The 25,217-nt window shown below is 38.8% G+C and carries 35 protein-coding genes and 1 tRNA gene; 15 read left to right on the forward strand and 21 right to left on the reverse strand.

The window, feature by feature from the left end:
• The first annotated feature begins 40 nt into the window (after positions 1-40).
• Positions 41-2,134, forward strand: a complete 2,094-nt coding sequence (locus B9T66_RS06795; RefSeq protein WP_143429112.1) for a methyl-accepting chemotaxis protein — start codon at positions 41-43, stop codon at positions 2,132-2,134.
• A gap of 58 nt (positions 2,135-2,192) precedes the next feature.
• On the opposite strand, the gene B9T66_RS06800 is transcribed toward B9T66_RS06795, so the two are convergent.
• Positions 2,193-2,705, reverse strand: a complete 513-nt coding sequence (locus B9T66_RS06800; protein ID WP_257874645.1) for a DUF2147 domain-containing protein — start codon at positions 2,703-2,705, stop codon at positions 2,193-2,195.
• Between the two features lie 93 nt (positions 2,706-2,798).
• Here B9T66_RS06800 and B9T66_RS06805 point away from each other — a divergent pair, with 93 nt between their 5' ends.
• The 9 genes from B9T66_RS06805 to B9T66_RS06840 are packed head-to-tail and all read left to right on the forward strand — an operon-like array spanning position 2,799 to position 9,347.
• Positions 2,799-3,485, forward strand: coding sequence for a hypothetical protein (locus B9T66_RS06805; RefSeq protein WP_095628228.1), 687 nt, complete (start codon positions 2,799-2,801; stop codon positions 3,483-3,485).
• 9 nt (positions 3,486-3,494) lie between these two features.
• The gene (gene pyrE / locus B9T66_RS06810) at positions 3,495-4,106 is read left to right on the forward strand and encodes an orotate phosphoribosyltransferase (RefSeq protein ID WP_095628229.1); all 612 of its coding nucleotides are present in this window, start codon (positions 3,495-3,497) and stop codon (positions 4,104-4,106) included.
• Between the two features lies 1 nt (position 4,107).
• Positions 4,108-4,620 (forward strand): RDD family protein, encoded by a 513-nt coding sequence (locus tag B9T66_RS06815; RefSeq protein ID WP_095628230.1) that lies wholly within the window; start codon positions 4,108-4,110, stop codon positions 4,618-4,620.
• Position 4,621: 1 nt separating this feature from the next.
• Positions 4,622-5,083, forward strand: coding sequence for an N-acetyltransferase (locus tag B9T66_RS06820; RefSeq protein WP_095628231.1), 462 nt, complete (start codon positions 4,622-4,624; stop codon positions 5,081-5,083).
• On the forward strand, positions 5,032-5,511 hold the full coding sequence (locus tag B9T66_RS06825) for a hypothetical protein (RefSeq protein WP_143429113.1): 480 nt from the start codon (positions 5,032-5,034) through the stop codon (positions 5,509-5,511). The genes B9T66_RS06820 and B9T66_RS06825 overlap by 52 nt, the downstream gene beginning before the upstream one ends.
• The gene (gene mrdA, locus B9T66_RS06830) at positions 5,495-7,276 is read left to right on the forward strand and encodes a penicillin-binding protein 2 (protein WP_095628233.1); all 1,782 of its coding nucleotides are present in this window, start codon (positions 5,495-5,497) and stop codon (positions 7,274-7,276) included. Before B9T66_RS06825 ends, mrdA begins: the two co-directional genes overlap by 17 nt.
• An 18-nt stretch (positions 7,277-7,294) precedes the next feature.
• Positions 7,295-8,287 carry a UDP-N-acetylglucosamine 4,6-dehydratase (inverting) gene (pseB, locus tag B9T66_RS06835; RefSeq protein ID WP_180763365.1) on the forward strand — a complete coding sequence of 331 codons (993 nt, stop codon included), beginning with the start codon at positions 7,295-7,297 and terminating at the stop codon, positions 8,285-8,287.
• Positions 8,288-8,332: 45 nt separating this feature from the next.
• Positions 8,333-8,590, forward strand: coding sequence for a glycosyltransferase (locus B9T66_RS09030; protein WP_219350223.1), 258 nt, complete (start codon positions 8,333-8,335; stop codon positions 8,588-8,590).
• Positions 8,580-9,347, forward strand: a complete 768-nt coding sequence (locus B9T66_RS06840; RefSeq protein WP_219350224.1) for a glycosyltransferase — start codon at positions 8,580-8,582, stop codon at positions 9,345-9,347. The genes B9T66_RS09030 and B9T66_RS06840 overlap by 11 nt, the downstream gene beginning before the upstream one ends.
• Before the next feature lie 16 nt (positions 9,348-9,363).
• Here B9T66_RS06840 and B9T66_RS06845 read toward each other — a convergent pair whose 3' ends face one another.
• Both B9T66_RS06845 and B9T66_RS06850 read right to left on the reverse strand, forming a co-directional pair.
• Positions 9,364-9,675: a TRL-like family protein gene (locus tag B9T66_RS06845; RefSeq protein ID WP_095628235.1), complete on the reverse strand. Its 312-nt coding sequence runs from the start codon at positions 9,673-9,675 to the stop codon at positions 9,364-9,366.
• Between the two features lie 340 nt (positions 9,676-10,015).
• A tRNA-Ser gene (locus B9T66_RS06850) sits at positions 10,016-10,106 on the reverse strand.
• A 148-nt stretch (positions 10,107-10,254) separates the two neighbouring features.
• On the opposite strand from B9T66_RS06850, the gene fabD reads away from it, so the two are divergent.
• The 4 genes from fabD to B9T66_RS06870 are packed head-to-tail and all read left to right on the forward strand — an operon-like array spanning position 10,255 to position 12,818.
• Entirely contained in the window at positions 10,255-11,181 is a 927-nt protein-coding gene (gene fabD, locus B9T66_RS06855; protein WP_095628236.1) for an ACP S-malonyltransferase, read from the forward strand.
• A gap of 9 nt (positions 11,182-11,190) precedes the next feature.
• Positions 11,191-11,907, forward strand: coding sequence for a 5'-methylthioadenosine/adenosylhomocysteine nucleosidase (locus B9T66_RS06860; protein WP_095628237.1), 717 nt, complete (start codon positions 11,191-11,193; stop codon positions 11,905-11,907).
• Positions 11,908-11,935: 28 nt separating this feature from the next.
• Positions 11,936-12,406, forward strand: coding sequence for a type II secretion system protein (locus B9T66_RS06865; RefSeq protein ID WP_257874646.1), 471 nt, complete (start codon positions 11,936-11,938; stop codon positions 12,404-12,406).
• The gene (locus B9T66_RS06870; protein ID WP_143429114.1) at positions 12,333-12,818 is read left to right on the forward strand and encodes a hypothetical protein; all 486 of its coding nucleotides are present in this window, start codon (positions 12,333-12,335) and stop codon (positions 12,816-12,818) included. Before B9T66_RS06865 ends, B9T66_RS06870 begins: the two co-directional genes overlap by 74 nt.
• A 142-nt stretch (positions 12,819-12,960) precedes the next feature.
• On the opposite strand, the gene B9T66_RS06875 is transcribed toward B9T66_RS06870, so the two are convergent.
• From B9T66_RS06875 to ccoN, 15 genes are all read right to left on the reverse strand, one after another.
• Entirely contained in the window at positions 12,961-13,653 is a 693-nt protein-coding gene (locus B9T66_RS06875) for a triose-phosphate isomerase (RefSeq protein WP_095628239.1), read from the reverse strand.
• A gap of 50 nt (positions 13,654-13,703) precedes the next feature.
• A complete protein-coding gene (locus tag B9T66_RS06880) occupies positions 13,704-14,249 on the reverse strand; it encodes a tetratricopeptide repeat protein (RefSeq protein WP_095628240.1) in 546 nt (181 codons plus the stop codon).
• On the reverse strand, positions 14,249-14,956 hold the full coding sequence (gene ung / locus B9T66_RS06885; RefSeq protein ID WP_095628241.1) for a uracil-DNA glycosylase: 708 nt from the start codon (positions 14,954-14,956) through the stop codon (positions 14,249-14,251). The genes B9T66_RS06880 and ung overlap by 1 nt, the downstream gene beginning before the upstream one ends.
• A complete protein-coding gene (gene gatC / locus B9T66_RS06890) occupies positions 14,953-15,231 on the reverse strand; it encodes an Asp-tRNA(Asn)/Glu-tRNA(Gln) amidotransferase subunit GatC (RefSeq protein WP_095628242.1) in 279 nt (92 codons plus the stop codon). Before gatC ends, ung begins: the two co-directional genes overlap by 4 nt.
• Positions 15,232-15,248: 17 nt before the next feature.
• Entirely contained in the window at positions 15,249-15,476 is a 228-nt protein-coding gene (locus tag B9T66_RS06895; RefSeq protein WP_095628243.1) for a YdcH family protein, read from the reverse strand.
• Positions 15,477-15,542: 66 nt separating this feature from the next.
• Positions 15,543-15,899 carry a hypothetical protein gene (locus tag B9T66_RS06900; RefSeq protein ID WP_095628244.1) on the reverse strand — a complete coding sequence of 119 codons (357 nt, stop codon included), beginning with the start codon at positions 15,897-15,899 and terminating at the stop codon, positions 15,543-15,545.
• 13 nt (positions 15,900-15,912) lie between these two features.
• On the reverse strand, positions 15,913-16,632 hold the full coding sequence (locus B9T66_RS06905) for a hypothetical protein (RefSeq protein WP_095628245.1): 720 nt from the start codon (positions 16,630-16,632) through the stop codon (positions 15,913-15,915).
• A gap of 2 nt (positions 16,633-16,634) precedes the next feature.
• A complete protein-coding gene (locus tag B9T66_RS06910) occupies positions 16,635-16,919 on the reverse strand; it encodes a hypothetical protein (protein WP_095628246.1) in 285 nt (94 codons plus the stop codon).
• A gap of 8 nt (positions 16,920-16,927) precedes the next feature.
• Positions 16,928-17,503 (reverse strand): hypothetical protein, encoded by a 576-nt coding sequence (locus B9T66_RS06915; RefSeq protein ID WP_095628247.1) that lies wholly within the window; start codon positions 17,501-17,503, stop codon positions 16,928-16,930.
• Positions 17,504-17,510: 7 nt separating this feature from the next.
• A complete protein-coding gene (locus B9T66_RS06920; protein WP_143429116.1) occupies positions 17,511-18,107 on the reverse strand; it encodes a hypothetical protein in 597 nt (198 codons plus the stop codon).
• 174 nt (positions 18,108-18,281) lie between these two features.
• Positions 18,282-18,485 carry a DUF4006 family protein gene (locus B9T66_RS06925; protein WP_095628249.1) on the reverse strand — a complete coding sequence of 68 codons (204 nt, stop codon included), beginning with the start codon at positions 18,483-18,485 and terminating at the stop codon, positions 18,282-18,284.
• A 9-nt stretch (positions 18,486-18,494) separates the two neighbouring features.
• Complete coding sequence (gene ccoP / locus B9T66_RS06930; protein ID WP_095628250.1) at positions 18,495-19,361, reverse strand: cytochrome-c oxidase, cbb3-type subunit III; 867 nt, start codon at positions 19,359-19,361, stop codon at positions 18,495-18,497.
• A gap of 10 nt (positions 19,362-19,371) precedes the next feature.
• Positions 19,372-19,581, reverse strand: a complete 210-nt coding sequence (locus tag B9T66_RS06935) for a cytochrome c oxidase, cbb3-type, CcoQ subunit (RefSeq protein ID WP_095628251.1) — start codon at positions 19,579-19,581, stop codon at positions 19,372-19,374.
• Between the two features lie 12 nt (positions 19,582-19,593).
• Positions 19,594-20,313 (reverse strand): cytochrome-c oxidase, cbb3-type subunit II, encoded by a 720-nt coding sequence (ccoO, locus tag B9T66_RS06940; RefSeq protein WP_095628252.1) that lies wholly within the window; start codon positions 20,311-20,313, stop codon positions 19,594-19,596.
• A 15-nt stretch (positions 20,314-20,328) separates the two neighbouring features.
• Positions 20,329-21,801 (reverse strand): cytochrome-c oxidase, cbb3-type subunit I, encoded by a 1,473-nt coding sequence (ccoN, locus tag B9T66_RS06945; RefSeq protein WP_095628253.1) that lies wholly within the window; start codon positions 21,799-21,801, stop codon positions 20,329-20,331.
• A gap of 326 nt (positions 21,802-22,127) precedes the next feature.
• Between ccoN and B9T66_RS06950 the strand changes: the two genes are divergently transcribed.
• Positions 22,128-23,333 (forward strand): 2,3,4,5-tetrahydropyridine-2,6-carboxylate N-succinyltransferase, encoded by a 1,206-nt coding sequence (locus B9T66_RS06950; protein WP_095628254.1) that lies wholly within the window; start codon positions 22,128-22,130, stop codon positions 23,331-23,333.
• Positions 23,334-23,335: 2 nt separating this feature from the next.
• Here the strand turns inward: B9T66_RS06950 and B9T66_RS06955 are convergent, their stop codons facing one another.
• From B9T66_RS06955 to B9T66_RS06965, 3 genes are read right to left on the reverse strand one after another with little or no spacing between them, the layout of a single operon-like run.
• A complete protein-coding gene (locus B9T66_RS06955) occupies positions 23,336-23,905 on the reverse strand; it encodes a hypothetical protein (RefSeq protein WP_095628255.1) in 570 nt (189 codons plus the stop codon).
• Positions 23,906-23,916: 11 nt separating this feature from the next.
• The gene (locus B9T66_RS06960; RefSeq protein ID WP_095628256.1) at positions 23,917-24,609 is read right to left on the reverse strand and encodes an LPP20 family lipoprotein; all 693 of its coding nucleotides are present in this window, start codon (positions 24,607-24,609) and stop codon (positions 23,917-23,919) included.
• Between the two features lie 54 nt (positions 24,610-24,663).
• Positions 24,664-25,206, reverse strand: a complete 543-nt coding sequence (locus B9T66_RS06965) for a phosphatase PAP2 family protein (RefSeq protein ID WP_257874647.1) — start codon at positions 25,204-25,206, stop codon at positions 24,664-24,666.
• Positions 25,207-25,217 lie beyond the last annotated feature (11 nt).

Raw genomic sequence — 25,217 nt, forward strand, 5'->3', positions numbered from 1 at the left:
AAATCTAGGGTTTTCAAAATTTTTTAGTAAAAGGATTTCCATGGCCCTGAAACTCGGAACAAAGATCGTCTTAAGCATCGCTTCTATCGTGCTTTTGTGTATGGCTGGACTTACATTGGTTGTTACAACAAATGTGGATAAAGAACAGACTATTACGACAGAAAAGCTACTCTCAGCTATCGCTGATGAATCCAAAGAGATCATAGATGCCAATATTAATGGTGTCCATATGGCATTAGCAAGTATTAGCCCAAGACTTGAAGAAATCATTACACACAGTAGCGGTCAAGGTGCGCAAGAGAGGCTCGAGGCACAGATTAGGAATATGCTTGATGCAAACCAATCAGGTATGTATGCCTATGTGTATGTTACTGATAGTAGATACACGGGGGAAAATATCGTAAATCCTCGCAACAAGCTAGAAAATGGACATTTTATGATCTTAGCAAAAGACAATGATCCCAATATGATCGGTGGGATAGAGCTTTTAGCGGCTGATATGAATATCTTAGAGTTTGGAAGTGTTAAGGAGTCTATTCAAACCGGCAAACAAAGTATTGGAAATCCTCGATTTGTCAATATAGCAAAGCAAGGCGATAGACTTGCTTTTGCCATCAATGTACCTATTAAGAGCAATGGGGAGCTTAAGGGTGTTGCTGGGATTTTTATTGATTTGAGTGAGATTTCAGAGAGATTGCTCGATCCATCTCTTTCAGTATTTAGTGGAGATTACAGAGCGGTGCTCTCTAGTGATAAAACCATTGCTATACACCCAAACTCAACACTACTAGGCAAAAATTTTGGAGACATAAATTCGCATCCTTCAGCCACCAAAATCCATAAAGCCCTCGAGAGAAAAGAAAGTGGGTTGTTTGAATACACCAACTATCAAGGTGCGGATATGCTAATGGAAATTAAGACTTTTGAAGTGGGTGTGAATACAGGGATTTTTTGGAATATGATTGTAATAGCACCAAAAGATTTTGTGTATGCGTCTTTGCATAGTTTGCAGATTACTATCATCATTGCGATTTGTGTTTCGTTGTTTATCGTGATACTTTTTGTGTATTTTTATGTCAAGTTTAGCATTATTGCTCGCATTCAGGCTATCTCTAGTCATTTATTTGGATTTTTTGCGTGTTTGCGCCATGAAAGCGACAGATGTCCTGCGCCACTCAAGCCAAAAGCTAATGATGAACTTGGCGCTATGGGTAGAGCTATTAATGAGAATATCGAAAAAGCTAGGTCAGGTCTCGAACAAGACTCCGCTCTTGTCAATGAATCTCTTGATGTGATTAATTATACACGCGAAGGTCATGCTGATAGACGCATTACACTAAATGGTGCTAATCCACAGCTTAATACTCTTAAAGATTCAGTCAATCAACTCTTAGATCTTCTTTCTTCTGCTATTGGTAATGATTTACCAGAACTTAATCGTGTCTTTGATAGTTTTGTCAAACTTGATTTCTCTACACAAGTTAAAGATGCAAAAGGAAGAGTGGAAGTTGTTACTAATACATTAGGTGAAGAAATTAGACAAATGCTTCAAGCTTCTTCTAATTTTGCAAAAGATTTAGCAGCACAAAGTGAAGAACTTAAAACTTCTATGCAAAAACTCACAGAAGGTTCTCAATCTCAAGCAAGCTCTTTAGAACAATCTGCTGCTGCTGTAGAAGAAATAAGCTCATCAATGCAAAATGTTAGTGATAAAACCATTGAGGCTACTAAACAAGCAGAGGATATTAAAAACATCGTAGGAGTGATAAAAGACATAGCAGACCAAACCAATCTCTTAGCTTTAAATGCTGCTATAGAAGCAGCAAGAGCAGGAGAACACGGAAGAGGATTTGCCGTTGTTGCTGATGAAGTAAGAAAACTAGCAGAAAGAACAACAAAATCTCTAGGTGAGATAGAAGCTAATGTTAATATCTTGGTGCAATCAGTCAATGAAATGAGTGAATCTATTAGAGAACAAACAGAAGGTTTATCACAAATTAATGAAGCTATTGCACAGCTTGAAGGTGTAACACAAGAAAATGTTGAAGTAGCTAATAATACTAATGAGATTACTCAAAAGGTAAATACTATAGCTGATGAGATATTAGCTGATGTGGAGAGGAAGAAATTCTAAGATAATAGGGGATTAAACCCCTATTGCACATCACATCACAACACCATATAATCCCAAACTATTGTTGCCAATCTTTTAGCGTTTTTAGGACATCTTGCATAGAAGGTTTTAGGTGCAAATACGGACGCACTTCCTCATTACTAAGCCTCGTCCAGACTTTATCCACGCCTATCATTCCTGATTTATCTACACTCCCATGTAATGTAAGTGTATCGCCATTTAAGCGCACTTTGGCATAATAAATCTCACCATTATGAAAGTCATATACCTTACCACCCCCATATTTTTCCCCTTCTCCTTCCAAGCCATACACAAAAATCGTGCCCCTATCGTATCGATCTCGCAATGCAGGATTTTTGTTGTTGCTATCTTTTTTGGGTGGGCTACCATCAACATTTGCAAAACCATAGGCATAATATTTTCCATCTTTATAAAAAAATTCCACAATAGCTTGTCGCCCATCAGATCCTACATGTGTTTTATAAAACCCTGCCAATCCTTCTGCTCCATAACTCCAACCAAACATACACGCCATATACACGACTAACGCAATACTATATATTCTCCGCATGTCAATCCTTAAAAGATACTTAGTTTTAAGCTAAAGTATATCAGAAATTGCTACAATAGCGGTTATAAAAACACTTATAAACAAGGATTATGCTTGAAAATAAGAGGCTTTGCCCTTTTGTGTTGTCTATATATATGCTTCTTTAATGTGGCATTGGGAGAAAAACGCACAGAGATTCGATATGAAAACGATCTCAAGCCTCAAGAGGAAATCCTACAAGAAGTCCAAAAAACACACCAAAGCCTTCTTAATAAAGTTGCTGGTATCCCTGAACCAAAGCAAAAAGATCCGCGATCAAAATTCTATCTTGGTTTAAGCACAGGAATGACATATAACCCAAGGAGTGAGATTGGGTATATTATAGGTGCAGAAGCAGGATATAATTTTGTCGTGCAAAAAGATAATTCCTTGCGCATCTTTTTGTTTTTTGATCGATTTGCCAATAACTTTGGCACAGACTTAAATATCAACGCAAACACGCCAAACTTTTTTCAAATCTATCGTATGGGAATCTCGGCAGAATACCGCGCATATGTCAATCCTTATTTTGGATTCAAAGCTAGGCTTGTAAGTTTTGGTATTAATGATGTCGCGCGCACTTCACAAGTTGCCAACCCAACGCTAAGCCGAAGCAAAAAAGTAGGTTTTTTTCCTACCATAGGATTTGGACCGATCTTTAATTACAAATTTAATGAAATTTTTATCGGTCTTGATGTGCTAGACTATACACTAGAGTATGGACCAACGGTAAATTTCTTGCAATATTCTTTGCGTTTTTAAGGAGAATCTATGGATATAAAAGCATATTACACAAATGCAAAAGCTCTGCTACAAGGGCATTTTTTATTAAGTAGCGGTAATCATTCTGCCTTTTATCTTCAATCAGCAAAAGTGCTAGAGAATCCAGCCATAGCACAGGAATTAGCCACAGCTCTTGGGCAACAAATCACAGAATATGGCATTCAGCTAGATTGCGTGTGCTCTCCTGCTCTTGGAGGAATCTTGGCTGGTTATGAGTTGGCTCGTGCGCTTGGGGTGAGATTTATCTTTACAGAACGCGTAGAGGGGAAAATGACATTACGCCGCGGTTTTGAGGTAAAAAAAGGTGAAAGAGTCCTTATATGCGAAGATATTATTACCACAGGTGGTTCGGCTCTAGAATCTGCACAATGCCTAGAAGCCTTTGGAGCAAATATCGTAGCATTTGCAGGACTTGCTAATCGTGGATTCTGTCAAAGGGTGGGATCAAAACTTGAGCGAAAAAGCGAAGCAAAACTTCCAGAATCTATTCCGCTTTTTGCGTTAGAAGATTTTGTGTTTGATATGTATGCGCCACAAGATTGTCCATTGTGCAAAGAGGGTGCACTACCTGCTATAAAACCCGGTAGCAGAGGAAATTAGCGTGAAAAAACACACCAAACCTCGTTGGCGCACCACCAAACAAGCCAAACACCACACTACAACAAAAGCCCAAAAAATACATAAAATGCCATTTTTTTTATGGGAGCGTATCATTGCGTTTATCACGGATATGTTTATGATTAATATGCCTATTTTGTATATCGCATACTTTATCTTGGGATCCAAAGAGGCATTTTTGGGAAATCAGAGCGTGATTTTTGTTTGCGTGGTGAGTTTTGGAATTATTCTTTCACTTTTTATTGCAACCAATGGGCAAACCCCCGGTTATCGCTATGTAGGCTTGCAACTTGTAGCACAAGATGAGCAAAACCAAAAAGTCTCATTTGTGATAGCATTTTTGCGCTATGTATTGTGGATTATTAGTATGGCAAGCATTATAGGCGTGTGTATTGCGTATTTTCGGCAAGATCGCAAAACATTTTATGATCTTGTATGCCATACACAAATAATCCAAAAACCCACAGCCAAACCAACAGAATCTACAAAGGAATAATATGGCATTTTTGATAGAAAAACCTACAATCAAAGACATACCACAAATGCGTGCTTTGGTAAGCGATGAAGTAAGGCGTGGTGTCATTTTGGAGCGCAGTGAAGATGAAATGGCAAACGCAATCAGATCTTATCATATCGTGCGCGATAATGGCGATATTGTGGGATTTTGTGCGTTATATGTGTATTCTCCAACCCTTGGAGAATTGCGATCACTTATTGTTAAAGAAAGTCATAGAAACAAAGGCATAGCTAGTGCATTAATAGAATCTATCAAGCAAGAAGCTCGTGATTTGGGCTTACAAGAAGTTTTAGTCCTAACCTACAAAGAGAAGCTGTTTCAAAAGCTAGGATTTGTTATAATAGACAAAAAACTTTTACCAAACCACAAAATATGGGCGGATTGTATCAAATGCAAACACTTTCCAATATGCGACGAGATAGCTCTTATAGCCAAAGTCTAAAAAATATTCTTCTTTTGCTAGGACTCTTTGTGTATGAGTGTCTAGCAAGTATGTTTGTGTATTTGCCTCCATTGCTTGGTGTGTTATTTTTGCTCTTTAGGCATTATGACCAAAAAGAGGATTTTTGGCAATTTTGTATCATCATTGCTATTATGTTTGTTGTAGAAATCTTTTATGATATGCCGCTATGGCTCTTATTTGTGCTGTTTGTTGTGCTACGCTACATAGTCATTGCGTGGCTTACACACTTTAATGTAAAATATATCATACATATAGCCCAAGTCATACTTACATATATTGGTTTGTATGTAGCGCTTGTTTGCATAAGCATTATCACTCACGCTACATTGGATTTAAATCCTATCGTGCTTGTATATTATTGTTTATTTGAAATCGTTTTGGTAAGTATCTATGAATATACGATTTAAAATTACCATAGTTTTTTTTATATTTGTGTGGCTTATTATCTTGCTACGCCTTTGGGTCATTACAGGCATTAACCACGAATACTACACAAAATACGCACAAAAAAATGCCACAAAAGTTGATGTGCTTATGCCTGCGCGCGGACAGATTCTTGACAGGAATCACGAGCCTTTAGCTATTAATGAATTAGGGTTTGCTATTGCTATCACACCACGCCTAAAAAGCGCCACACTCCAAGAACAAATCCAGATTCTCACACATTATTTTCCCTCTTTAGATTCTCAAAAACTCACAAAAACCTACACCAATGCCAATACTTCATACAATCATTCGCCTATTGTTGTTGTGGATTTTTTGACATATCGTGAGATTCAGCACTCTTACACATATCTCAAGCAAAGTCCTTATATTGTCATCATACCAACAAGCAAGAGATTTTATCCCAACGAATATTCCGCTTCACATATTATCGGCTATGTGTCCAAAGCAAATCAAAAAGATATGGCACAAAACCCACTCTCTTTTTATACAAAGCGAATTGGCAAAATGGGTATAGAATCACAATATAATGACTTTCTTCAAGGTGAACCAAGCTACAAAAAAACACAAATAGATGCCTTACATAGAGAAGTGCGAGTGCTAGAAGAGCCAAAACAACTCAAGCAAAACAATCTCACGCTTACATTAGATCTCCACCTCCAAGAACTCATCGATTCAGAATTCTCACAAAAAGAAGGTGCGGTCATTGTGCTTGATGTGCATAATGGTGAGATTCTCGCGGCAGGAAGCTATCCGGAGTATAACCTCAATGATTTTATCGGAGGCATTAGCACACAAAAATGGCGCAATCTCTTAGAAGATCCACACTATCCGCTTGTCAATAAATTAATCGCAGGGCAGTATCCACCAGGATCGGTTGTCAAAATGGCGATGGGCTTGGCATTTTTGGAGTTTGGAAATATCACAGAAAACACCATTATCGAAACGCCGTGTTTTATCGAACTAGGGGGGAGAAAATATCGCGATTGGAAATGCGGACATGGTAGTGCGGATTTATTTAAAGCCATTAAAAGCTCGGTGGATGTGTATTTTTATAAACTCTCTATGATTGTTGGGATTAGCAATATTTCTACGGTGCTTAGTCAAATGGGGTTTGGGAAAAAAACAGGAGTGGATATTCCGCATGAAAAATCCGGCGTAATCCCAACGCCTGAATGGAAGCTTAGAGCTAAAGGTGAAAGTTGGGTTATGGGAGATTTGATTAATACTTCTATCGGGCAAGGATATTTTCTGGTTACACCAATGCAAGTTGCGCGCTATACCGCACTTATTGCTTCAGGAAAGCTTGTAACCCCACATTTTGCCAAATCTTTCAATCAAACGCCCATACAATACCCAACAAAAGATATCTTAAGCGCTATCCAAAAACAAAAATTAGGAGTATTGCGCAAGGGTATGTATCAAGTGTGTAATTCCGCTGATGGTGGGACAGCCTATTGGCGAACACGCGGAGCTAAAGTCCCTATTGCATGCAAAACCGGCACGGCACAAGTTACTGGAATCCCTCAAGATATGAAAACAAGAATTAAAGAGCATGAAATGGAATATTTTGAGCGATCACACGCGTGGATCACGGCATTTGTCCCATACAATAACCCTAAATACGCCATTACAATTATGCTAGAGCACGGCGGTAGTGGTGGAAGTGGCGGTCCAATACTTGTCAATATTGTCAATAAACTCTATGATTTGGGCTACATACGCTAAGGAGATACTATGGCACACATACTTGAAGGTAAAAATATCCTCATAACAGGAGGGACTGGCAGTTTTGGGAAAAAGTTTATCCAAACAATTCTCCAACACTACAATCCCAAAAAAATCGTTGTCTATAGTCGCGATGAACTTAAACAATATGAAATGGAACAAAGTATTAGCGATAAACGAATGCGATTTTTTATCGGTGATGTGCGTGATTACGCGCGCCTAGAAACTGCGTTAAATGGCATAGATATATGTATTCATGCAGCTGCCCTAAAACATGTGCCTATCGCAGAATATAACCCTATGGAATGTATCAAAACCAATATCGATGGCGCAAGCAATGTTATCACCGCTGCCTTGCATAATAATGTAACCCATATCATAGCCCTTAGCACAGATAAGGCGGCAAATCCTATCAATCTCTATGGTGCGACTAAGCTTTGCTCTGACAAGCTTTTTGTCGCGGCAAATAATTTCAAAGGTAGCTCAAAGTCTAAATTTAGTGTGGTGCGCTATGGTAATGTTATGGGATCAAGAGGTTCTGTCATACCATTTTTTACCAAGCTTATAGAATCTGGTGCCAAAGAATTACCTATCACAGATATGCGTATGACACGCTTTTTTATCACATTAGATTCTGGTGTGGATTTTGTGCTACAGAGCCTAGAGCGTATGCATGGTGGAGAAATTTTTGTGCCAAAAATCCCAAGTATGAAAATAGCCGATCTCGCGCACACTCTCGCACCCACGCTACCGCTAAAAGTTGTAGGCATACGCCCAGGCGAAAAACTGCATGAAGTGATGATTCCAAAAGATGATGCGCGTTTGTGTGTGGAATTTGAGGATTTCTATACACTTATGCCAACAATCAATTTTCAATCACCCATAGACTACACATACACGGCAAACAATCTCTCTGGAAAACTTATTCAAACAGAGTTTGAATACGCTAGTAATACCAACACACAATGGCTTAGCCAAGATGATTTGCAGCGATATTTACAGAGTCTCTAAAGCATAACAATGTATAATGCCCCACAAACAACACAAAGGAAATCTATGAATCCTATACTCTATCTCATCGTGCCTTGTTATAACGAAGAGCTTGTATTACCAAAAACCTATCAAGTGCTATGTGCTAAGATTCAATCAATGATTGCACACAACCTTATTGCACCAACAAGTGCGATTGTATTTGTTGATGATGGAAGCAAAGATCAAACTTGGAAAGTGTTAAATACATTGCTGCATAATTGCCCCCCCCCCCGAAACAGATTTTGTAGCACATTGCCATTCTCCACGAACTATAGCGCTTAAACTCTCCACCAACAAGGGACATCAAAACGCACTTTTAGCAGGATTAGAATATGCAAGCACACGATGTGATTGCGCTATAAGTATTGATTGTGATTTGCAAGATGACATTGATGTTTTAGAAAGCTTCATACAAAAGTTTTTAGATGGCTCGGAAGTGGTGTATGGAGTAAGAAAAAAACGCCAAAGTGATAGTGGGTTTAAAAAATATACCGCACTTGGATTTTATAAGCTTATGAATCTTATGGGAGTGAAACTTATCTACAATCACGCAGACTATAGATTACTCTCTCAACGTGCTATCAAAGCACTTATGGAATTTAAGGAAGTAAATTTATTTTTGCGTGGTATGGTGCCGCTTCTTGGTTATCAACATGATGTCGTGTATTATGATAGGCTCTCACGAGAACTTGGAGAATCCAAATACCCCCTACGCAAAATGCTTTCTTTTGCATGGAATGGAATCACAAGCTTTAGTATTATGCCCCTGCGGCTAGTAAGCATACTAGGATTTGTGTTTTTTATACTCTCCCTTGGGCTTGGTGCTTATGCACTATATGTTAAGCTATTTACCGATAATGCCTTGTGGGGTTGGGCATCCACTATCATTCCTTTTAGTTTCTTTAGTGGTGTGCAGCTACTAAGCTTAGGAATCATAGGAGAATATATAGGTAAAATCTATACAGAATCTAAGCACAGACCGCGTTATTTTATAGAGGATATACAAGAGTCTAACTGCGTAGATTCACACAATGCCTAGAAACAGCGTGTAATACTTAATTACCCCACACAATTGTTGTATATGTGCTATATATCCCAAGCACACTATAAGCTTTGTTCTCTACAGATCTAATGCTTTGGATTTTTCCATTTTGGGCTGCTGTCTCTATTGAACAATCACCAGTAGCCACAAGACCCAAAATACTTGTGCAAGTTGCTTCACCTTTTTTTGTCGCTCCATTTACTGAAGTTGCATGTAAAGGCAGTGTAGCATCTGTAAAAATCGCACCAACAGGAGTAGTCGTCGCACAACCAGAAAATATCAACAAAATACTTGCTATACTGAAACTTGCTAATATACTTTTCATAAAACTCCTTCAAATGTTTTTACAAAACAGATATTCTACCAAAAAAATACATAGCTTTATTAAGATTTTCCTAATACTCCTCTCATCTCCAAGAGCTTGGAGAATCTAAGAGGAATACAACAACAAATAAGGGAGAAAAGATGCACATACCCACCCACCCAACCTATGGCATCTTGTAGTTAGCAGAAATCTTTGTTTGCGTGCTATTATAAGGTAACTTTATTTACAAAAAATTAATAACCATTATTATTTTAATAATATAGATTCTAAAAATTCAATCCATACAAGAAAAACTTAAAAATGTGAAAAATTGCAGAGATTTTATGTGAAAGAATATAAATGGCGGACAGGGAGGGATTCGAACCCTCGGTAACCTTGCGGCTACGCATCCTTAGCAGGGATGTGGTTTCAGCCAACTCACCCACCGGTCCAACAAATATAAAGCGATAAAAAGATTTGGGATTGTAGCCCAAAAAACATAAAACAAGGCTTAACGCGCTTTTAGCAAATCTTAGCAAGAAATATGCTAAAATCCCTCCATAATCGAAACATAACACAAACCAAATACAAAGGACTTGAATGAAACAATATGCATTTATATTTCCTGGTCAAGGTAGCCAAAGTATAGGTATGGGTAAGGAATTTTATGAGAATTTTACTCTTGCCAAAGAATTATTTGAAGAAGCTAGTGAAGCAATAAAAGTCGATATGAAAGATCTACTCTTTAATGACAACCCTAATCTCAACCTCACACAATACACACAACCAGCAATCTTTCTTGTAAGCTACATAGCCCACCATATCTTGCAACAAGAGCATCCATTAATGCCAAGCCTTGCCTTTGGGCATTCACTTGGTGAAGTGAGTGCATTTATCATTGCCAATGGCGCAGAGTTTGGTAATGGCATGAAACTCGTGCATACACGCGGTGCGCTTATGGCAAAGGCTTGTGAAGGGCAAGATGCAGGAATGATGGTAGTTGTGGGCGTTGAAGACAAAGCCCTAGAGGAATTTTGCCAAACCGCACAACAAAATGGCAAAAAAGTGTGGTGTGCGAATTACAACGGTGATGGGCAAGTAGTGCTTGCAGGAACCAAAAGTGATTTAAGCGCATGTGAATCTAGTATCAAGGCATTAGGAGCAAAGCGCGCATTGCTTTTGCCTATGTCTGTAGCAAGTCATTGTCCTATGCTAGAGCCAATCTTGCATGAATTTGGCGCACTCTTAGAAGAGCATTTAAGTGGTGATTCATCAACTCCTATCCTCTCAAATGCAACATTACAAACCTACCAAACCAAACAAGAGGCAAAAGAGCTCCTAAGCAAGCAGCTTGTATCGCCTGTGCTTTATAAACAATCTATTCTCAAAATAGATTCACAAGTAGATGGGTATATAGAATTTGGCAATGGTAATGTCCTAAAAGGCTTAAATAAACGCCTAAGCCAAAAGCCTACATATACTATCAGCAATCTTGACACACTCAAAGAAACACTACAAATGCTATAAGGAGCTTGTATGAAAGTCGCTATCATCGGTGCAATGCTAGAAGAAATCACGCCTCTTATCCAAAGCCTAGAAGCGTTGCAATACCCTATCACAAAACAACAGCTTGGGGGCAACACGTATTACAAAGTGTGTGTCGCTACAGATGAAATATATATCGCATATAGCAAAATTGGCAAGGTGCATGCAACTATCACTGCTACTACAATGATTACGCACTTTGGGTGTGAAAAAATTATTTTTAGTGGCGTAGCTGGTGGGTTGGCAAAAGATTTGAAAGTCGGTGATTTACTCATAGCTTCCAAACTTTGCCAACACGATGTGGATATCAGCGCATTTGGACATCCGCTAGGATTTATTCCTGAGAGCAAAACTTTTATTGAAGCAGATTCTACGCTCAATGACCTAGCACATAAAGTCGCCAAACTCATAGGCAAAGAACTCAAGGTTGGCGTGATCGCTTCGGGCGATCAATTCATCGCTAGTGAATCTAAAAAACAATGGATTATTGATACATTTGGTGCAGATTGTGTAGAAATGGAAGGCGCAAGTGTTGCAGTAGTATGTGATGCCTTTGGTGTGCCATTTTGCATTTTTCGATCAATCAGCGATAGTGCCGATGGCAACGCCGATGTGAGCTTTGATGAATTTTTAGAATCTGCTGCCAAAACAAGCGCACAATTTACTTTGCAAATGCTTAAAGGATTGGGGTATAAACTTGCTCTCTAAGCTACATATACGCAAGAATCGCGCTTTTATGCGCATACAAATAGCTAAAAATATGCGCGGTGCATTTAGTATGCTAGAGCTTGTATTTGTCATCGTAATTTTGGGAATCTTAGCTGCCATTGCTATTCCTAGATTCTCACTCACGCGCATAGATGCACAAGTTGTGGCAATAGAAAATGACATAAACAATGCCATTAGCACGATTCAGCGTGAGGTATTCTCCCAAAACCTTGATCCAAAAACCCTCACACTTTCTCAAGTTTTTACTCTTGCAGGGCTTAGTCCTTCACGTTGGGTTTTGCAAGGAAATGCCATAGTGCTAGGTAAAAATTCTACACCAGATACACAAAATGCCTGTGTGCAGCTAAGTATCACAAATGCTATGCTTAATTTTAGTGTTACACAAAAAGCAGATTCAACACTTTGTGAAAAGCTCTTTGCTAGACACCCAAATGGCGGCAAAACAATTCCGCTTAATACTTCAAATGCTATCTTTTAGAGGTGCATTTAGTGCCTTAGAACTTATCCTTGTCATCGTTATTATAGGGATTTTAAGCATAGGCGCACTCAAAGTCATAACATTTAACACACAAAAGGTTTGCCTACAGAATCTACGCACCAAGCTTTTTGTCGCACAAGAACGCTTGCACACCCTCTATATGCGTGGATTTTTGGATTCTCTACCACCCCAAAGCCTTGCGCCCCAAGCCTCTATGATTCTCCATAGCCTACATACCAAAAATGCCTCGTGTGACTTTACCTATACATATCCTATGCTTTATGCAAAAGTGGGGAGTGAAAGTATCGCCTTTAGCATAGAACCAAATGATCTAACCCAAAACCCAAAAATCTTTTGCCATTACAACACGCCGCTATGCAAGGAATTTTTTAATCGGATATTAGAAAAATAAAATGCTTACATTATGCACTATGTGAGTTTATGAAAAAACAAGGGCATACACACCCCCTTTGCCCTAAAATAAACACGATTTATATGTGTAGATTATTTTATCGTGCAGAATCTGCACGATACTAGGTAGCTTACCGATGAGACTACAGAGATTCTATAATCTTACAAAAACGCGAAATTTCCAAACTAGCACTTCCTACCAAAACGCCATCAACATTTGGCACACGCAAGATTTCCCCTGCATTTGTTTCATTCACGCTCCCACCATATAAAAGTGCGCTATCAAGAAATCCTCGCAAAAACTCATGTGTTTGCGCTATGTCCTCTAGCTTGGCGCTTACACCAGTGCCAATAGCCCAAATAGGCTCATATGCCACAATGAGATTTTCATATTGCGTATCAATCCCCACAAACTCTTCACGCAAAAACTTCTCCACACCGCCACTTTGTCGCACACCAAGATCTTCGCCTATGCAATAAATAATCGTAAATCCTGCCTTAGCAAAATAGGCAAACTTTTGTGCGATAAACGCTTGAGATTCACCAAAAATCGTGCGCCTCTCACTATGCCCAATAATAATAGAATCTATCCCAAATTCCTTTAGATGCTGTGCGCCTATCTCTCCTGTAAAACCGCCATTTTCTGCACAATACGCATTTTGCGCACCTACACGCACACAGGCATAGGTATTAGGCAGGAGTGCTGCTTGATTGGGAAATACAAAAATATCATCTTTTGTATGATTTTTTGAGGCATAACTATCAAGCTCTGTTAGGTATATTTGTGTCTGTCCGCGTGTGAGATTGCATTTAAAATTTGCTGCAAAAATAGCCATAAAAATCCTTTGTATCGTGTCTAAATGCCACAATTATGCCATTTTATGCCTTACCAAGGCTTTAAGTGCGTATCTGCCAAATCCTTTGGTGTAGCAATTTGTGGCATAACAAGAGGCGTGGTATTTTCAAATTCTTGAGAATCTGTAGCTTTTGGTTTGGTAATAATTTTAGCAATAGATTTCTCATGCTCCAAAAGTTCGCGTGTTATGGCAAGATTATGTTGTGTGTCTGCATTTGATGCAAATCTTAGGGCGTTTTCAAAGGCATGATATGCCTCCACATAGCGACCAAGTGCAAAAAGTGCATTCCCCAAATTATGCCACAAAAGGGCGTAATACTCATCTTTGCAAGGCAACTCTAAGCCCTCTTGATACAAAGAAATCGCACTTGCATAAATACCCATTTTGTAATATACATTTGCAAGATTATAGGCATTATGACAAAGCTTTTGTTGTGCATATAGAGATTCATACATACGCAAGGCTTGTGGATACGCATGTTGTTTATACAAAAAATATGCCTGTATTTGCTCCAAAAATGGCGCACTCCATAAATGCGCAACACAAAATATCATACTCCACGCTACACGAGTCATCACAAACTCCAATCAATGCTCTTGCCCTGTGCTTTGAGATATGCGTCTGCCTTGACAAAACAATCACTCCCTACAAATCCTTTTGCAAGGGGGCTTGGGTGAGGTGCTGTGATCACACAATGTTTCGTGCTATCAATAAGCGTAGCCTTTGCTTTGGCATAATTCCCCCACAACAAAAACACAATGCCCGTGTATTGCGCAGATAACTTAGCAATCACGGCATCACTAAATTGTTGCCAACCAAGATTCTTGTGTGATGCTGGATTATTTGCTTGCACACTCAAAATACTATTAAGCAATAGCACGCCACGCTTTGCCCACGCACTCAAATCCCCATGTGTCGGTGGAACAAAATCCATAGTTCGTGCAAGTTCTGCATAAATATTTTTGAGCGATGGCGGAGGTGGCAGAGGCATAGGCACAGAAAATGACAAACCCATAGCCTGTGGAATCTGCACGATTGTATCTCCATTACGCACCGCAACCCTGCCGTGATAGGGGTCTTGTCCAAGGATCACAACACGCACATCTTGAGGGAGTGTCGCATTAAAAGCGTGAAATAAAAGTCGTGGTGGAGGATAGAGAATCTTGCCACTTTGAAGCTGGGCGCGATATGCCTTGGTGATATCTTCAAAGTATTGGCTTTGGAGATCGTCTTTGAGTAATTCTTTCCATTCTTGTGGGAGCTTGATAGAATCTAGATTCATTCAATGATTTTAGGGACAATAAAAAAGCCTTCTTGCGCTTTTGGTGCGCACTCCAACACATCATGTGCTATATGAGAATCCACCACTACATCATCACGCAATGGTGTTTTAAGATGACTAGATGATGAATTTTGTGCAAGCTCAAGGCTATTAAGATTCTCTACAAAACCCAAAATCTCCTCGAGTTGGGCTTTGATTTCATCATGCTTATCTCCATCAACTTTAATACTACCAAGTCTCTGTAGTTTGGCTAAAGTCGTATCATCAATATGCATACACTTACCTTATAGGCTTACTTTGCGTGTTCTTTGCGATATTTGAGAATCATTGCATACGCTTCATCTTTTAAATGTAGCTTTTGTTTTTTTAATACTTCAAGCTCCATATCTGAAAGCAATTCCTCACCATTTTCTATGCGCTTAATTCTATCATCTAGCTCATTATGCTCTTCAAAAATCTTTGCAAAATGCGCATCGTGTGTCTTTAGCTGGGTAACTTCCTCTCGATATTCGTGAAACATATACACTCCTTTTTACAAATAAATGCGTTATTGTAAAACAATTTTGCAAAAGAGATAATTAAAAAGCTATTTTTTTATAAGGATATGTCTATGAATAACGCTTTGTTGCAAGGAAGTGATAGGATTGCGCACTTGCGCACTCACATCAAGAAGCAATACCGAATCTCCAAATGGCGTAATATGTCCTTGTATGTGATAATGCGCTTGTGGGCTAAATGCTATGTCTTGACAACGCGCCACATCAAAAGACTTGATACAAAGCATATGCATCTCATACATACTTTTGGCATAAAGCTGGAGCTGGGTATAAGCGTGGATATGTGAAAATGGAGCATTTGGCGAAAGCGCTATGATAGTGCCTATACACATCGATACAAACGCCAACAAAAACACGGCATAAAAACTACAAAACGCTCTACACATAGAATCTGTCCATTTATAAGAATGCGGCTTTTACGCCCACAAAGCTTCCGCCCTCAAAACATCGCTGCTGCATACAGAATCTAAACCCTACAAACTTATCATCTGGCAAATACCATATGCCAAACTCTCGCACATTTTCTAGCAGCACTTCTTGATTAAGCCAAAGTATATCATTATGATAAGCAATCTCCACACGCTTTTCTTGTAATGGCAAGACTGCGCGGCACAAAGGTGAGGGTGTAGAATCTACCCTTAGTCTATCATTACCTACACTCACGACTTTAAAAAGAGATTCTACAAAATCCTCTGAATCTACCGCATTTTGGCACACAAGCACAAGATTTTGGTTTGGCACAAAACCTGCGCTATCAAGAGATGTGCTAAAAATAATTTCATCACCCTGCACACGAAAAATCTCTATAGGAACTTGTGGCAACAGCGTATCATTAAAAAATCGCGCATTTGCAAAGCTCTTATCCCCATAACCCAAAAATCGCTCCATATCCACAAGCAAAAAGTTTGCGCTTGATGGGCTTAAGTGCAAATCTACGCTTTGGGATAATAGATTTTGAATCCGCAAAAGTGCGATGTGAGAATCTAGTGCTTTTTGTGCAGAACTATCCACCAAAAAACGCGTAAAATGTAATGCCACACTCGCACATGTAACACCAATAATCCCAAAAATGACGATGCTCCATAGCATTTCAAAAGCAACAAAAGCACGCCAACGCATATTTATTGCACAGAGAATGGTTTAAAATAATGAAGCGTATAAGGCAATAATGTATCTTTGTGATATGTGTAATGATAAACCTCATAACTATGAGTATTAGTGGAGAGTTGTGCGGGCTCTGGCGTGGTGGAGAGAATGCGCAACATATCCGCACCACTGCTTAATTCTGTATGCAAAAGCGCTAGTCTATGGCTCATAGAATGCTGAAAGCTAAAGACAATGCCAAGCGCTAATGCACATAACACAAGCCCCAATACGCATTCTATCATCACAAAAGCGCCTCTCATTACTAGCCTTAATTGGCGTGAGCAGCATTGGAGGCATAAAAAATTTCTTGCTCAAAATAAGCGGTTTTTGTAGGTGGTGTATCACGATTTTGGGAGTATTGAATCTCAAAGCAGAGTTTGTAGCGCCCATCTTTGGCAAAAGTGAGAGAACTATCTGGCGTATATATTTGTGCATTTTTTGTGCTAAAAGCTATAGGGTTGCTATCTGGCACATCTTGCATAAAACTTGTGATAATGAGTTTTACAGAATGGATATATATAGGCGATTGCATCTCAAGACGCAACGATAAGGGCAACGCAAACTTTGGCGGAACAAAAGATTTTTTTGGTGCTTTGATACGATAAGGGGTTTGCAACGCAAGACTTTCTTCTCCCATTTGCAAAAAAGCTTTTGCACTAGATTCAAACTCGTTTTGTTCTTGCAAAATGCTATTAATTCTTTCATCAATATCGCGTTTTTTGCCACCATACATTTCCTCATCGATTGCAGGATTTTTTATGGCAATCACCACTCCCACACTAATAATCAAGACACCAAATAAAATAATCCCAACAATCGCCACAGGCCAATAATTTTTTTTCATCACAACCTCATTTTTTGAAAAATTTTGATGTTACATACACAAATATTACCACACCAAACAATATGCTAAGCATAAAAAGCATACTTATTTTGACAAATTCCCTACCCCCACTCTCATCACGAGGAATATTTAACGCCAAACTTTTACCATAATATTGTGCAATAAGATCCGCAGCTTCACTATAGCCATTAAATAAAATGGCTGAAATTTGTGGCTGGGTAGGATTGTCGTTGCCCTTTGGGAGCAAAGGAACCATATACTCAAAATACACACGCTCTTCAAGTTTTTTATCAAACACATCTCTATCGCTTAGCACAAAATCGATTTTTTTGTCTTTGATATACATCACAATCATCGCATAGGGTGTGTGTTGCGCACTATTTTGTAAATATTGCTTATATACTTCACGCGCTGCCACAGAATCTAAAGAATCTGTTGGTATATCAAGGTTTTTGTCTAAAGTGCTAATGGCATGCTGACTATCTTCTACCACGACCACCTTAAGCAAAAATCCTGTTTTTTCCAAAAGCTCTGCGCCTAATCTATCAATAAACTCCTTTGTCTTTGGCACAAGCACATGATCATTATCTTGAGTAAATTGCACAGACAGCGTCTCTTTGGCTATCAAAAGCCCAAGAGACATAAGGCAAAGCGCGAAGATTCTCATTTACACGAGGTGCAAAAAAAGATCAGGAATAAAAGGCATAGCAATAGCTGTCAAAATAGTGATCACAATAAGTGTGGCAAGCACTTTTTCCATAAGTGTAAGTTTCATTGGCTACTCCTTTGCATTTTTGTAATACACAGAAGCATCTTTGACATTTTGTTCAATGCTATTCTGAGATTCTATCTTGTAAAAATTTGTCGCTTGTTTTTGTTGAATCTTAACAGCACAAGTGCCAAAAATACCAACAAGGCTAAGCAATACAACAACCGCTATCAAAAGTCCCGCAATCCCATTGATACCAAATAATCTATCCATACCGCCTCCTTATTCTTGGATACTTAAAGACTGAATGTATGCGTTCAATGCTTCTTCTTGAGCTGGTGCAAAGTTTGCATACCCAAATGAAGGCATAATCCCAATATTCCCACGCTTACCATGATTTAGCACTTTGTGCAACAATGATGTTGAGCCATAAGTGGTCAAATCCAAAGCTGTGCCTTCCATACCTTTTCCATCATCACCATGACACGCGGTGCAATTCACCTCAAAAAGTTCTTTGCCCTTTTCTACTTCTAGAGGGTATTTTGTTTCTTTTTTGGCAGAGAGTTCTTTCAGAACATAAGCTGCGATTGCTCTAGCTTCGTCATCATTTACATCTACAGGTGCCATTTCATCCATAAGGTATCCGAGTCCCTTGCTACCATGTTTGATAACATCAATCACGCCTTCTTCTTTACCCCAATTAACAAGATTCTGTGCTTTACCATCCATACCATCGGCTTCTGGTCCGTGGCATTGCGCACATTGCACTTGGAAAATATTAAGTCCCATATCTTTAAGCTGAGTGGCATCTAAGCCTTCCCATTTTTCAGCATAGGCAGCATTATATTTTTGCACTTCTTTGTTATATTCTCCAATCTGTGAAAAAGATTTGAGTGGATACCCCAAGAAAAAATACCAAAATCCCCAAAGTATCACAGCACCAAAACACGCTACCCAACCAACAGGAATGTTATTTGCAAACTCACCTATGCCATCCCAATTATGATCAAGTTGTTCGCCATCACTTTGTTTAGCGTCTTTAATTTTTTTGAGATATAAACCCATAATAAACACAGTCAATATCAAAATGACTATTGCCCCTAGCAACGCTAAAGCATTTACACTATCTGATAAATCAAACCATTGCATAAACTCCTCCTTACTTATTTTTTATTGTATTCTCATGTGGCTCAATAAGCTCATCATTTAAGCCATCACGCAAAGCCAAATCAGCATATTTTTCATAATCTCTCTCACCTTTTTGTTGTGCAGAATACATATGATACGCATAGCTATACAAAAACACTACAAGTCCAAGTGTGCCAATCGTATATAGCACACCTGCGTATTCTTTTACAAACTCAAGCATTGTAGCACTTCCTTATTCCAATGGCGATCGGCGTTTTTGGCTCAAACTATTCATATAGGCGATAAGAGCTACGATTTCCTTAACCTCGCCTCTTTCAAAGGCTGCCTTGACATCTTGATTAACCATTTCATCAACAACTACCTTTGCTTCTTGCATAAAAAGTTCTCTAGCTTTCGCAAGCGTATTGACATCACCTTTTACATATTCATCTGCACCAATTTGCACACCACCTTCCACATCATAAGGCACATTAAATACCACTTTTTGTGTGTAGGCTTCAGCAAACGCAGTTTCAAAATCTACATCTTTTGTATAAAGATGTTTATATGCAGGCATAATAGATCCCGCTACACGAGAAGTAGGTTCCCACATATGCCCATCATGCCAGTCAGTAGAGCTTCGATCACCGATTCTATGTAAGTCTGGTCCTGTTCTCTTAGATCCCCAAAGGAATGGTCTGTCATATGCATACTCACCGCTCAAACTAAAAGCACCATAGCGATCTGTTTCCGCCTTGAATGGACGCACAAGCTGAGAGTGGCAGTTATAGCAACCCTCTGCAATATAAACTTGTCTCCCAGCAGTTTCAAGCAAACTATATGGTTGCAATCCTTCGATTGGGCGCGCTGTTTTAGCAAACCCAGGCAAAATCTCCACAAGCCCAGCGATAGAAAACACAGCAAAAAAAGCGAGTGTAAAAAAGAATGGGTTTCTTTCCAAAAAGTTAAACATAGCCTACCTCCTTACTTAAGCTGCCATAGGCGTAGCATTGGCAGGTTCTTTGTCAAGCACTCTACCTGAAGAAATAGTCATAAACACATTATAAAGGAATACAACAAAACCAATCAAATAGAGTAATCCACCAATTGCACGAATATAGTAATATGGCACAATATCGCGCACTGTATCAATAAAGCTATAAATCAAGCTTCCATATTCACTTGTAGCTCTCCACATCATACCTTGTGTGATACCTGAAATCCACATACTTGAAAAATATAGGATAATACCAGTAGTCATCACCCAGAATTGCGCGTCCATAAGCTTTTTAGAATAAATTTCACGCTTAAAGATTCTAGGCACCATATGATATACAGCTACAATAACCATAAATCCTACCCAACCAAGTGCTGCATCATGCACATGTCCAATAATCCAATCTGTAAAGTGTGCCAAAGCATTTACTGATCGAATAGATTGTATAGGTCCTTCTAGTGTTGTAAGCATATAGAATGTAGAAGCAAGGATAAGGAATTTGATCATTGGAGATTCTTTAATTTGATTCCATTCTCCACGCATTGTAAGAAGCATATTAATCGCTGTTCCCCAAGAAGGCAAAATCAAAATCACAGAAAACACTGATCCTAATGTCTGAATCCAATCTGGCGTTGTAGAGTAAATAAGGTGGTGTCCACCAGCCCAAATATACACAAACATCAAGCCCCAAAATGAAAAAAGTGTAAGCTTATATGAGAAGATTCTTTGACCAGATTCTTTTGGCAAGAAGTAATAAATAAGCCCGATAATACCTGAAGTAAAGACGAATGCGACAGCATTATGTCCCCACCACCATTGCACCATCGCATCATTTGTCCCACCATAAAGCGAGATAGAATGCCACCAGCTACCTACTCCAGCTACCAAACCTGTAGGGATAGAAAGGTTATTAAAAATAAAGAGAGCAGAAACACCAACAAATGTCGCTATAAAATACCACAAAGAGATATAAATAACCTTTTCTCTCCTTACACCCATGCTACCAAAAAGGCTAATACCCCAAAGCACCCACACTACAACAACTAAAATATCAAGAGGCCAAATAAGCTCTGAATATTCTTTGGATTGTGTCAAACCTCCAAACAGCGTAATCACTGCTAAAACCATAAGCACAATATAAAGCCAAAAGTGTAATAACCCAACAGCACGTAAAAATGGATGCTCAAGGTAACTAATTTTTAACACTCTTTGTCCCAAATAATACCAAGATGCCCAAATACCACTCAAAGTAAAACCAAAAATAATTCCACTTGTGTGTAATGGTCTTATTCTCCCAAAAGTCCCATATTCTGATGCAAGGTAATTGAGCTCTGGAATCGCAAGTTGGAAGGCAGCAATCACCCCAAGAAGCAACCCAACAAACCCAAATGCTAGCACAGAAAACACGAATAACTTCGCTATACTATAGTCATACTCTAACGCGAGACTAGTATTATTCTGCATATCCACTCCTTAAAATTTTGGTATCCTAAACATTATGATTGTATAAGCTTCAATATTAAGCCTCTATTAAATATAAATGTAAAGTAAATTATTGTGTGAAAACTTATTATGGGCATTACATTTTTACTCATTTTTTACTTATCCTCATACTTCGATACACTGAATATATATCCATATTACTAAGGCATATACTTAGATTCTCTCTTATGCTTTAGAGAATCTAATTGCAACTTTTAACCCCATTTTGCATATTTTTTGCTACAATGTCAGATTTTTGCAATAAACACAACTCGCAACTACATATACATTAAAGAGGAGATAACAATATGGAAAAATTTAAAAACTTTGTAGATGCATTCCAAAAAGATCCAAGTTATAGACAACCATTAGGATTTGGTATTGCGCGCGTGGATATAGGCAAACATTCACAAAAGGTCCTCTGTGCAACCTATCCACTGCTAAACTGGCAAGGTGAGAATCTAGGAACGTATGCTGTGCTTTCTTATGCAGCCAAACAAGCAGATTCGCTTATTTCACAAAACGAAAATGAATCTGTACATGGTATCAACGAGACATTTTTACACAAAGCTTTGGAGCTGTATGATCCGTTTTTGCATGAAGCGCTTAGCAATGACCAAACACACAAAAATATTCAAGTTATTTTGGAGCTTCTTAAAATTGCTAAGAAAAATAAACTAAATACTTGCAATGGAGAGGCAAAATATAGATTTTGTGTGCTGTATGCAGATTCTGTATGTCAGAGTGTAGAGAGTGCTTATATGAAACTCTTGGCTCTCTCTCTTGGTAAGGCACCATTACGCAGCCTAAATCTTGATGGAATCTTTGGACTTCTCACCAATGTAGCGTGGAGTGGCAATAAACCTTATGAGCTAGAGTGGCTACGAAAAAAAGAAATTTCTTTAAAACTTAAAAATAAATTTCCAGCTATTGATTTTGTGGATAAATTCCCACGCTACTTAATGCAAGTCATTCCACAATACGACAATATCCGCCTCCTTGACACTGCAAAAACTCGCTTTGGTGCGTATCTAGGCACAGGTGGCTACACACAAATGCCTGGAGCAAGCTATGTGAATTTCAATGCCGGCGCAATGGGTGCGTGTATGAATGAAGGCAGAATCTCATCAAGCGTAGTTGTAGGTGAAGGTAGTGATATTGGTGGTGGCGCAAGTATCTTGGGTGTGTTAAGTGGTGGCAACTCTGATCCCATTAGTATTGGTAAAAACTGCCTTCTTGGCGTGAATAGCTCTACAGGTATTAGTTTGGGTGATGGGTGCATTGTAGATGGTGGTATTGCTGTATTGGCTGGCACTATTTTTGAAATCTCCAAGGCAGAAGCAGAAAAAATAGCACAAATTAACACAGATTTTAGTATACATCCAAATGGGTTGTATAAAGGCAGAGATCTTTCAGGTAAACACGGAATCCACTTTAGACAAGATTCTAATACAGGAAAGATGATAGCATTTAGAAGTAATAGAAAAATTGAGCTTAATGCTGCATTGCACTAAGATTATTTTGCCTTGTTCTTTACACTATAGCTTTGTATGCCGACAATGACACCATTACTCCTATTATGAAAAAGTGTATAGGAGTCGCTGCGTTCATAATAAATCTCTTGGCCTGATTTTACAAACCATTGCACCATAGCTCCATTTGGAGCTATGCCTTTGCCCTCGCCATCAAAAATATCACGAGCAAAAATAATATCTTCAAATAAATCTCCATAGCTCACTGCACCAAAAAAATTTTTTGCCGCATTCCATTTACCCAAGCAATCATTATTAAAACAAATTGATGATGGATTAATCGTAATATCTCCAATGACCTTGCCAAGCTTATAAAGCGCAAGTTTTGTGCTTTGTTTTTTATATGTAATAGTGGCAAAATCATAAAAAGAAATTTGTGGAGATTGAATCTCAAGAATCTTAAATTTTGTAGGGTGCACGACCTCTTCTTGTTCTTGAGAAGCTTTTTGCTCCCCTGTGTCAAAGAGTGTGCCAAAACTCTCGGTAAGCTCTGCACACGCACTAAAGCACAGAGCCAAGAGAATACAAAGAAAATGTGAGAATCTTATATGCATAGGATATATGTTTATTTACCGCCAGAGAGCACTTTGTGCCAAATTCTCCCATCAAGTTTGAGCTGCATACTTACTTGCATAACACCATCTTTCCAAATGCTTTCATTAATTTCTGCATTGCGAATTAATGCTTGGACTTTGGTTTTAACGGTTGAATTTTGCACAATCATATCTTTAACTGTATCTTGTGCATTCAAGCGGATACCATACATTTTTTCACCAATTTGTCTATACGCATCAACAATCGCTGCACGTTTAGCAAGTGCCATAGCTTGACCTGGTGAAACAGTATTTTCAGGCGGTATCCCCATACCCACAGCATTAAGCTCTATGATATTATTTTCCGTAAGCATTGGTGAATTTGGTATAAGAGCTTCTGACTGCTTAGGTGTGATAACCTCATCTCGTTCAAACTTTGGATCACGATCTTGGGCACCAGAAACCTCAACTTTATCAATGACCATCGTATTAACACGCTGCGGTTGAGCAATAGTAGGTCTTGCAACTAAATTTGGGTTAGTGTTGTATCCTGGCATTGGAGGATATGTAGGTGCCTGAATTGGTGCATAATTTGGTTGTGCGCTAGGTGGTATCAATCCATTACTTGCAGAACTGCCACCACTTGGGACATCAAGCAAATCACAACCACTTATTGCCAAGGCAACAACTGCTACAATAGATCCTCTAAGCATTTTCTTTTTCATCTTTCATTCCTTTGATGTAATTTTAGCTTGAGTTAGCAAAAAATATTCCAACTTTTAAAAACGCTTATATATATTGAGTGTATAACCATTATGAGGAGTAATGCCAACAGCAAGGGTGGCATCGTGAGCTTGAAGTTTTTGGGCAAATGCATATGAAACAAAAAAACCCAAAACAGCACCTGCGACAACTTGCTCTGTCGTATGGCGTTGTGCATACACACGAGAAACACCTGTAAGCGTGGCTACAACGCCTAATGGCACAGAAAATTTCCAACCATAGCGTTTATGTGCAAATCCTACAGCAGAAAACGCAAAAGAAGTATGTCCGGAAGGGAAGCCATTATAACTGCCATTATTTGGACGCTGAGAAATACTTGCAAGTTCAGAATCTGATCGCGAGAGAATAACAAAACCTTGTTTGATGACATGTGTGCTAGCAAAAGTTACTGCGGATCCTAGCGCCTGTTGTTTCACACCATCAAAATCATCTATAGCATAACTATACGTCATTGTGATAAAGGGCAATACTTGCATCGCATCGCCAAAAATTTCAAACCCACTTTTTGCTTGCAGGGACAAAAAGGATGAGCTAAGCACAAGACTTAGCA

Origin of the sequence: Helicobacter sp. TUL (assembly GCF_002287135.1) — a bacterium.
Taxonomy (GTDB): domain Bacteria; phylum Campylobacterota; class Campylobacteria; order Campylobacterales; family Helicobacteraceae; genus Helicobacter_F.